The sequence below is a fragment of the Gabonia massiliensis genome (assembly GCF_001403595.1).
GTDB lineage: Bacteria > Bacteroidota > Bacteroidia > Bacteroidales > Coprobacteraceae > Coprobacter > Coprobacter secundus.
This window is the reverse complement of the sequence record NZ_LN877938.1, coordinates 82,844-92,617: the sequence shown is the minus strand read 5'-3', so window position 1 is coordinate 92,617 and position 9,774 is coordinate 82,844. Positions and strand designations below refer to the sequence as shown.

The window sequence follows — 9,774 nt, the reverse complement described above, 5'->3', positions numbered from 1 at the left end:
TTGGCTTGTTAAAGTCAAATATAAAATTGGATAAACTTGAGAAAGTTAGCAAAAATCAATTGAAACGAGATGCTAATGCAAAAGACTCGTTTGTGAGTGCTCAAACGGCTGATGATATGAGAGACAAACGATTAAATTTCAAGCAAGAGATTGATGTGCGAGGTATGCGTGGAGACGAAGCTTTACAAGCAGTTACCTATTTTATCGATGACGCTATATTAGTAGGCTGTACCCGAGTACGAATATTACATGGTACAGGAACTGGTGCATTACGACAAATGATACGACAATATCTTAAAACAGTTCCGGGTGTCCGTCATTTTCAAGATGAACATGTTCAATTAGGAGGAGCCGGTATAACAGTTGTAGAACTCGATTGACGAAACCGAATACTTTACTAATTGATACTTCATTATTTTCGCTTAAGCCTAAAAACAAAAAATATGGAAATTATATGATTATCCACAATTTAGATACACTAAATTCCACATATACAAGGATATTAATACAGAAAAGAAAATAGATGAAATTCCGAATATCAGACTATTTACTGATTGTTTATGCATCCAAACAATAGCGCATACAGATTCAGCAATGAGTTGCATAACGGAAATGCCTAAAATAATATGAGCTATAAATATCGTATGAGAATAGTCCTTTTCCGTATAATTTACAATTAAATATACAATAATAAGAGACAGAGATAGGGCTAAATTATAAATCCAAAACTTTTTCATATACATTACTACAAATCATACACATCATCTACGGTATAGTTCAGAAAACGGTTGAATGGCATAAGTAATTTAAAATCCCCTACAACTTTATCCATCCATTCAGAAGTATCGAAGAGAGATTCTTCTTTGTAAGAAACAACGACATAGTCTTTCCTTTTTAGAAGCTCTCCATCTTGAAAATCTCTGGGAAACGGACGTGGTACTATTTTTAGCATCTCCCCTTCCATTTCAGGATAAACTGCTTTGAACTTTTTATTTTCGATGATTTCTTTGAATTCGTCCGTATGATTATATACCGACTGACGCAACTCCTTCAATAATTTAGGCTCAGGACACCATACCCCACCGCTTATCAGGCAATTTTCGGGTTCGATATGGAAATAATAACCCGCTCTTACACTTTTGCGACCACCTTTACATAAATATGCTGCAAAATGATTTTTGTATGGAGTTTTATCAGGAGAAAAACGAGTATCACGATATATTCGGTAAAGGCAATTTTTAGCCTCTTCTCCCCTCAATTCCTCATCAAAAGTAGCTATTCTCTGAATGAGTTCATCCATTTTATTTTGAAAATAGAGTCTTAATTCCAAATATCTATCCTTATGAGTATTAAACCAATCTCTATTGTTATTTACCCGTAATTCCCTTAAATACTGTAATATTTCTTTCATTATAAAATAATATTCATTGTTATTTGTAAAAGAAGACGCAAGATAAAAATTATTTTTCAATTTTATATATCTTCCTTTTTTGTTAACTTGCCACGAATTTTATTTGCTTATTTTAAATATTAAACTCTATATTGATGAAAGAAAAAGAAAAAGAGCCGATGAAGCTACCAGAGAATGCATTCAGAGAATTGAATGAAGGAGAAGAGTTTCATCCGGTCATGTCTCCCGNGAAGTAACACCTTGGTCGGTATCTTGGGGTATTGTTATGGCTGTCATATTTTCTGCGGCAGCAGCTTATTTAGGACTAAAAGTTGGACAGGTTTTCGAAGCTGCTATACCGATAGCCATTATTGCTGTAGGTTTGTCGAACAGCACAAAACGTAAAAACGCTTTAGGTGAAAATGTCATTATACAGTCTATCGGAGCTTGTTCGGGAGTAATCGTAGCTGGAGCTATTTTTACTCTACCGGCATTATATATCATCCCGGGATTGACTGTGAATTTTATGCAAGTCTTTTTGAGTTCCCTTTTGGGAGGTATTTTAGGGATACTATTTTTAATCCCATTCCGTAAATATTTTGTATCGGAAATGCACGGAAAATATCCATTTCCGGAGGCAACAGCAACTACACAGGTTCTCATTTCCGGAGAAAAAGGGGGTAATCAGGCAAAACCTTTGATTTTTGCAGGTATTATCGGTGGCTTGTATGATTTTGTACTATCAACTTTTGGCTGGTGGAGCGAAGTCTTGACTACAAAAATTTTACCTTTTGGAGATATGATTGCCGAAAAAGCAAAGGTGGTATTCAAAATAAATACTGGAGCCGCTGTTTTAGGGCTCGGTTATATCGTAGGCCTGAAGTATTGTCTAATAATCTGTGCCGGGTCTATATTTGTCTGGTTCTTAATTATTCCTGGGTTAGGTGTTATTTTCCATAATGCGGTACTTACCCTTGGCAACTCAGATATCCAGATGACAGTAGGAATGATGTCTCCAGAACAAATATTCACGACATACGGACGACATATTGGTATAGGAGGGATTGCGATGGCCGGTGTTATCGGAATTATTCGTTCCTGGGATATTATAAAAAGTGCAGTGGGACTTGCTTCACGAGAGTTAAGAGGAAATACAGAAAATGTAGTTAGAAACGTAAAGCGTACACAGCGAGATTTGTCGATGAAGTTTATAGCTATTGCATGTATCGCAACATTGATATTAATATTTCTTTTCTTTTATTTAGGAGTGATACATACAATAACACAAGCTGTTATCGCATTTATTGTAGTTTCTGTTATTGCATTTTTGTTTACGACCGTAGCTGCTAATGCGATTGCGATAGTCGGTACAAATCCTGTGTCGGGAATGACACTCATGACTTTGATATTAGCATCTGTAATTTTAGTAGCAGTGGGGTTGACCGGAACATCAGGTATGGTTGCAGCCCTTATTATTGGAGGTGTCGTTTGTACTACCCTTTCCATGGCTGGAGGATTTATAACAGATTTAAAAATAGGTTATTGGCTTGGATCTACACCAGCGAAACAAGAAACCTGGAAATTTTTAGGAACATTGGTTTCTGCTGCAACGGTAGGTGGCGTAATAATGATTTTGAATGATACCTACGGTTTTACCTCTGAAAATGGCTTAGCAGCTCCTCAGGCAAACGCAATGGCTGCGGTAATAGAACCCCTGATGTCCGGGAAAGGAGCCCCTTGGTTATTATATGGTATAGGGGCTGTCATCGCGGTTATACTTACGGTATTTAAAGTCCCTGCATTGGCCTTTGCTTTGGGTATGTTTATTCCTTTGGAATTGAATACACCTCTTGTTATTGGAGGATTGATTAGTTGGTATGTAAGTACCCGCAGCCAAAAAGAAGCGGTGAATAAAGCTCGTCTCGAAAAAGGAACATTGTTGGCTTCAGGGTTTATTGCTGGCGGGGCTTTAATGGGAGTAGTCAGTGCCGGACTTCGGTTTGCCGGATTCTCCTATACTTGCCATTTAAGCGACGTTATGACTCAATCATTAGGTTTATTGATGTACTTAATTATTATAGGATATTTGATCAAGAACAGTATGAAAACAGATAAATAATTTTTCTTAAAGAACCAAAGGCCGGTTGACGTTAAGTTATCTTAGTTAACCGGCCTGTTTTATTTATTATAAGTCTTCCTCATCAACTTCTTTAGGTAGGAACATATTTAGTAATACATAACCTAAAATACCAGATATCAGAGAGCCTATTAATATGCCCAATTTTGCCTGGTTAAGAAATATACTTCCATCAGACATATTCCCATAAGATAAGTTGGCAATAAACATAGATACAGTAAACCCAATTCCTCCTAATGCTGATACTCCAGCTATCATTTTCCAAGTTACCCCATGAGGTAAGGAAACCCAATGTGTTTTTACTGCCATATAGGCAAATGATAATATACCGACAAATTTACCAATAAATAATCCCATAAACACAGCTAAACTTACTCCATGAAATATATCGGAGATTTGGATATTTCCTAAAGCTATACCTGCATTAGCAAATGCAAATAAGGGGATAACCAAATAGTTAACGACAGGATGTAAAGCATCTTCCAAATCTTGTAAAGGGCTTATCACTTTGTCTGAAGCAGACTCCACACATTTCAAAAAATTCAACTGTTCTTTGGAGAGAATATTGGTCTCTCCTTTTTTTTGATTTTTCGAAACAGGGAAATGAGCTATATTTTCTCTGATTTTTTCGATAAATTTGGTCGTTTTCATCATAGGATGGGCTGGAATACAAAATGCAACAAGTACCCCGGCAATTGTTGGGTGAATACCAGAGTTTAAAAATAAGAACCAGACAGCAATACCGACAAAAATATAAAACATTTTGCTGTTTATTTTCAGATAATATCCTCCTATCCATAAAATAGCCAATAACCCGATTGCATAATATAAATAGTATGCCGATATACTACTCGAATAAAATATAGCTATTGCAAGTATACCTCCAATATCGTCTGCGACGGCTAATGTTGCTAAGAATATTTTTAGGCCGATAGGTACACGCTTCCCGAACATACTTAATATACCCAATGTAAAAGCTATATCTGTTGCCATCGGGATGGCACTTCCTCTTAATGCTATATCTCCGTCGGCTATTAAGCGGAAAATCAGAATTGGAACAATGATGCCACCCATAGCTGCGACAACTGGCAATAATGCTTTTTTTATAGAAGAGAGTTCACCAACCAACACCTCTCGTTTTATTTCAAGCCCTACAGAAAAGAAAAAGATTGCCATCAAAGCATCATTAATAAACTGCATCAAAGTCATAGCTTCACCGTGGTGGCTGAAAAGATTGAAATTTCCAATTTGCAAAGAGACTGGAACATTCCACCAAGAAAAATAGTAATTACTTAATCCAGAATTGGCCATTATCATGGCTAATATAGTCACACCGATAAGAACATATCCTCCATTAGCATAATTTTGCAGAGATTTACGAAGTGCATATATTGTATCTTTCATAATTAAAAATTTTGTTATACTTAAAAACAAAGAAAAAGCCTTTTAAGTTTGACGAATGAGCTTAAAAGACTTTTTCTGTTACTTTGATATTATTTAGTCTAGTTTCAGGACAGCGAGAAATGCTTTTTGCGGTACCTCGACAGACCCTATTTGCTTCATTCGTTTCTTTCCTCTTTTTTGTTTCTCGAGAAGCTTTCGTTTTCGACTAATATCTCCCCCGTAACATTTAGCCGTAACATCTTTTCTCACAGCTTTTATTGTTTCCCGAGCAATTATTTTAGCTCCTATTGCAGCTTGTATTGCAATATCAAATTGTTGTCTCGGTATCAATTCTTTCAATTTTTCACACATACGACGCCCGAATGGTACAGCATTATCAAAATGTGTCAATGTAGAAAGAGCATCAACAGATTCTCCATTTAACAATATATCGAGCTTAACCAATTTAGATGGTCTGAAATCATGAAGGTGATAATCAAAAGAGGCATATCCCTTTGATATGCTTTTCAATTTATCATAAAAATCAATTACTATTTCCCCCAAAGGCATGTCATATATCAGCTCAACTCGATTTCCAGATATGTATTCTTGTTTTACCAGTTCTCCTCGCTTACCCAGACATAAAGTCATAATAGAACCTATATAATCAGTATTTGTTATGACAGAAGCCCGAATGTAAGGCTCTTCAATACGTTCTATGAGGGTCGGATCAGGTAGACCCGACGGATTATGAACTTCGGTCATGTTTCCCTTTTTATCATATATTTTATAAGACACATTCGGCACAGTGGTAATAACATCCATATCAAACTCACGATCGAGCCGCTCTTGGATGATTTCCATATGCAATAATCCCAAAAATCCACACCTGAACCCAAAACCAAGAGCCACCGACGATTCTGGTTGGAATGTCAGTGAAGCATCATTTAATTGTAACTTTTCCAAAGATGCCCTTAAATCTTCAAAATCTTCACTTTCTATCGGATAAACACCTGCGAATACCATTGGTTTTACTTCTTCAAAACCATCGATTGCCTTCCCACAAGGCCGAGCGATGTGAGTAATCGTATCTCCAACTTTTACTTCTCTGGAAGTTTTGATACCTGATATAATATATCCTACGTCTCCAGTACGTAATTCATCTCGAGGAGCCATATCTAATTTCAGCACACCTATCTCATCGGCTTCATATTCTTTCCCGGTAGCCACAAATTTTACCTTATCTCCCTTACGGATAATGCCATTTGCTATTTTAAAGTATGCAATAATACCTCGGAATGAATTAAAAACAGAGTCAAAAATCAAACATTGTAATGGTGCATCCGGGTCTCCTTCAGGAGCCGGCACTCGTTCTACGATAGCTTTCAATATTTCTTCAACACCTATACCTGTTTTTCCGCTGGCTCGTATAATTTCTTCTCTTTTACACCCTAATAATTCAATAATTTGGTCCTCAACTTCGTCAGGCATGGCACTGGGCAAGTCCACTTTATTTACGACAGGGATGATTTCCAAATCATTTTCTATAGCCATGTATAAGTTGGATATGGTCTGCGCCTGTATTCCTTGTGATGCATCCACAATAAGAAGAGCTCCTTCACATGCAGCAATTGAACGAGAGACTTCATAAGAAAAATCGACATGTCCCGGTGTATCAATCAGATTCAAAACATATTTTTCCCCTTGATATGAATAATCCATTTGAATAGCGTGGCTTTTTATTGTTATTCCACGCTCACGTTCTAAATCCATATTGTCAAGGACTTGATCCTGTAAATCTTTTCCGGCTACAGTATTCGTGTATTCCAATAGACGATCGGCCAATGTACTTTTACCATGGTCGATATGGGCAATAATACAGAAATTACGAATATTTTTCATCTAATTTTTATTTTAGGTGCAAAGATAAAGAAATTTTTATTTCTTTCGGAATAGACTATATTCCTATTATAAGCTATTAACAACTTTCCTATCGTATGATAATATGAAATGAAATAATTTATTTAATTTTGAAGTGTGACTAAAGATGAGATTTATAAGTGATAGTTCATATATAAAATGATGAAATAGAATTGTAATATTTGTTTCACTGTATTGAAATAAGTATTTTGAATTTTTGCGATGTAAATTTAAAATTCAATATTATGGCAAATGCCCGTATTTTAGTCGTCGATGACGAAGAAGATTTATGTGAAATATTAAAATTCAATCTTGAAATCGAAGGGTTTGATGTAGATACTGCCAATTCTGCAGAAGAAGCCTTAAAAAAAGATTTATCGGTATATCAACTGCTTATGTTGGATGTAATGATGGGCGAAATAAGTGGTTTTAAAATGGCCAATATTATTCGTAAAGATGAATCAAAACCAAAAGTTCCAATTATCTTTCTTACGGCAAAAGACACAGAAAATGATCGTTTGACAGGATTTAATTTAGGTGCAGATGATTACATATCTAAGCCTTTCTCGATTAGAGAAGTCATGGCTCGTGTAAAAGCAGTATTGAGACGTACAGCAATAAAAAACGAGGAAGATAAGGAAACTATATCTTTTGAAGATCTGATAATTGATATTCCCAAAAAAAAGGTTTCTATTGGTAATGAAGAAATAACCTTGACAAAAAAAGAATTTGAAATACTCAAATTGCTGCTTGAGCATCAGGGCCATGTATTTTCCAGAGAAGAAATTTTATCAAGAGTATGGAGTGATGAAGTATATGTACTCGACAGGACAATCGATGTGAATATCACCCGCCTTCGCAAAAAAATCGGTAAGTTCGGTAAAAATATAGTTACTCGTTTAGGATACGGGTATTGTTTTGAAACAGCATGATATTATTAGGAAAAGATGAATAATGACAATAAGCCCAAATATAGGCTTCCTTTTTATAAAGAACTTTTTTTTTCGATTGCTACTCTTTTTGTAACATTTGTACTCGTAATATTCTTCTTTCAATATAACTTGGATAAAGAATCAAGAAAAGAAATGTTAAATTCTATCCTTCAGGATTATAACAATCTGATTTATAGAGAATACTCTTCTTCAAAAATGACTGAAGCCCGATTGGATTCGATTATTCGGGGTATAACTGATAAAAATTTAAGAGTCACCATCATAACTGTCGGGGGAAAAGTCCTTACCGATAGCGGTCATGATGATTCTATCCCATTACCCAGCCATAAAAATCGTCCTGAAATTATGCAGGCATTGAATACGGGTGTGGGATATTCTGTAAGGAAGTCGGAAACTTTAGGAAGAGATTTTTTTTATTCATCCCGTCGTTATGATGACATAATAATACGTTCATCTTTACCTTTTGACGTTTCGACACTATCGATGTTAAAGGCTGATAATAAATTTACGTATTTTCTTATTGCCATATCTTTACTTGTGATAATTATACTCTATTATTTTTGTAATAAATTGAGTAAATCTATTTCTATTTTGCAAGACTTTTCACAAAAAGCAGAACAGGACAAACCTGTGGATATTCACGTAAAGTTGGCAAAAAATGACATAGGAGATATTACTCATAATATTATCCGTATATATAAGAATCTTCGAAATACTAAAGAAGAATTGTCTATTGAAAAAGAAAAATTATTTAGCCATTTACAATTTTCACGGGAAGGATTAGCCGTATTTTCCCATGATAAACGAGTTATTGTTGCCAATAATCTTTTTGTACAGTATGTGAATCTTATTTCAGATATACCCTTAACCAATACAAATAATGTATTTAATGTCCCGGATTTCAAAAAAATAACGACATTTATAGATAAAAATCTAAATACGTGGCATAAAAATGATGATGTTGTAAGTGACTCTATGCTGATTACAAAAAATAGCAAAACTTTTCAGGTGGAGTGTATCATTTTTCAAGACAGAACTTTCGAAATCTCAGTAAGCAATATAACTTTGCAAGAAGAGGAAAGCCGTCTAAAAAAGCAGTTGACTCAAAATATCGCCCATGAATTGAAAACACCAGTGAGTAGTATCCAAGGATATATGGAAACTATTTTATCTAATCCGGCCCTTTCAGAAGAGAAAAAAACTTTGTTTTTGGAGAGATGTTATGCCCAAACAATTAGGTTAACGGGGCTTTTGCAAGATATTTCTTTATTGAATAGAATAGATGAATCAAATGATTTGTTCGATTATGAAAAAGTAGACTTAAACGCAATTATTAGTGAAGTTATAAATGACTCGGCAGTTGCATTAGAAGAAAAAAATATGTCGATCAACTGCCAAATCCCAAATCCTGCACCTATTAACGGAAATCATGCGCTTCTATATTCCATATTTCGTAATTTGATGGATAACTCCTTATCATATGCCGGAAATGGCACACAAGTATCGATATTGTGCTATTTACAAGATAATAATTACTATTATTTTTCATTTTCAGATAATGGACCCGGAGTTGCAGAAGAACATCTAAATCGTCTATTCGAACGTTTTTATCGAGTAGATAAAGGACGTTCACGAAAATTAGGAGGAACGGGATTAGGTTTAGCAATTGTCAAGAATGCTGTGCTTTTCCATAAAGGAGAAATATTGGCTAAAAATAGATTGGATGGAGGTCTTGAATTTTTGTTTACACTGAAAAAATAGAAGACAAAATTTCTGAGTAAATCTCAATTCCGAATTATTATTACAAATAATATATAATAATTATTTATTTTTGCCGATACATATTTTTGAATAAAACAATGACACCGACAGAATCCTATTTTATAAATTTACCATCAGAAATAAAAAATTTGTTTATCCCAGTATTTGGAAGTGCTGAGAATTTTTATAAAACAGTTTATTTAATTGCCCGTAACGAACATATCACATCT

General features: G+C 34.9%; 7 protein-coding genes and 1 pseudogene. 4 read left to right on the top strand and 4 right to left on the bottom strand.

Annotation, left to right across the window (positions count from 1 at the left end):
* Positions 1 to 380: Smr/MutS family protein (locus BN2628_RS02585; protein WP_055095934.1), on the top strand; the 380-nt coding region annotated here is incomplete at its 5' end.
* A gap of 78 nt (positions 381 to 458) precedes the next feature.
* On the opposite strand, the gene BN2628_RS02580 is transcribed toward BN2628_RS02585, so the two are convergent.
* Positions 459 to 737 (bottom strand): hypothetical protein, encoded by a 279-nt coding sequence (locus tag BN2628_RS02580; RefSeq protein ID WP_154668384.1) that lies wholly within the window; start codon positions 735 to 737, stop codon positions 459 to 461.
* A gap of 8 nt (positions 738 to 745) precedes the next feature.
* Positions 746 to 1,414, bottom strand: a complete 669-nt coding sequence (locus tag BN2628_RS02575) for a DUF2461 domain-containing protein (RefSeq protein ID WP_044230824.1) — start codon at positions 1,412 to 1,414, stop codon at positions 746 to 748.
* A gap of 131 nt (positions 1,415 to 1,545) precedes the next feature.
* Here BN2628_RS02575 and BN2628_RS02570 point away from each other — a divergent pair.
* A pseudogene (locus BN2628_RS02570) lies at positions 1,546 to 3,509 on the top strand (OPT family oligopeptide transporter).
* A gap of 66 nt (positions 3,510 to 3,575) precedes the next feature.
* Here BN2628_RS02570 and nhaA read toward each other — a convergent pair.
* Positions 3,576 to 4,931 carry a Na+/H+ antiporter NhaA gene (gene nhaA, locus BN2628_RS02565; protein WP_082002330.1) on the bottom strand — a complete coding sequence of 452 codons (1,356 nt, stop codon included), beginning with the start codon at positions 4,929 to 4,931 and terminating at the stop codon, positions 3,576 to 3,578.
* Positions 4,932 to 5,024: 93 nt separating this feature from the next.
* Positions 5,025 to 6,812 carry a translation elongation factor 4 gene (gene lepA, locus BN2628_RS02560; RefSeq protein WP_044230812.1) on the bottom strand — a complete coding sequence of 596 codons (1,788 nt, stop codon included), beginning with the start codon at positions 6,810 to 6,812 and terminating at the stop codon, positions 5,025 to 5,027.
* A gap of 263 nt (positions 6,813 to 7,075) precedes the next feature.
* On the opposite strand from lepA, the gene BN2628_RS02555 reads away from it, so the two are divergent.
* The gene (locus tag BN2628_RS02555; RefSeq protein WP_044230813.1) at positions 7,076 to 7,762 is read left to right on the top strand and encodes a response regulator transcription factor; all 687 of its coding nucleotides are present in this window, start codon (positions 7,076 to 7,078) and stop codon (positions 7,760 to 7,762) included.
* A gap of 15 nt (positions 7,763 to 7,777) precedes the next feature.
* Positions 7,778 to 9,544, top strand: coding sequence for a sensor histidine kinase (locus BN2628_RS02550; RefSeq protein WP_044230814.1), 1,767 nt, complete (start codon positions 7,778 to 7,780; stop codon positions 9,542 to 9,544).
* Positions 9,545 to 9,774 lie beyond the last annotated feature (230 nt).

What these genes read in the sequence shown, in the direction of transcription:
- BN2628_RS02550 (WP_044230814.1), top strand. Translation starts at nt 7,778, where the DNA reads ATGAATAATGACAATAAGCCCAAATATAGGCTTCCTTTTTATAAAGAA.
- lepA (WP_044230812.1), bottom strand. Translation starts at nt 6,812, where the DNA reads ATGAAAAATATTCGTAATTTCTGTATTATTGCCCATATCGACCATGGT.
- BN2628_RS02580 (WP_154668384.1), bottom strand. Translation starts at nt 737, where the DNA reads ATGAAAAAGTTTTGGATTTATAATTTAGCCCTATCTCTGTCTCTTATT.
- BN2628_RS02555 (WP_044230813.1), top strand. Translation starts at nt 7,076, where the DNA reads ATGGCAAATGCCCGTATTTTAGTCGTCGATGACGAAGAAGATTTATGT.
- nhaA (WP_082002330.1), bottom strand. Translation starts at nt 4,931, where the DNA reads ATGAAAGATACAATATATGCACTTCGTAAATCTCTGCAAAATTATGCT.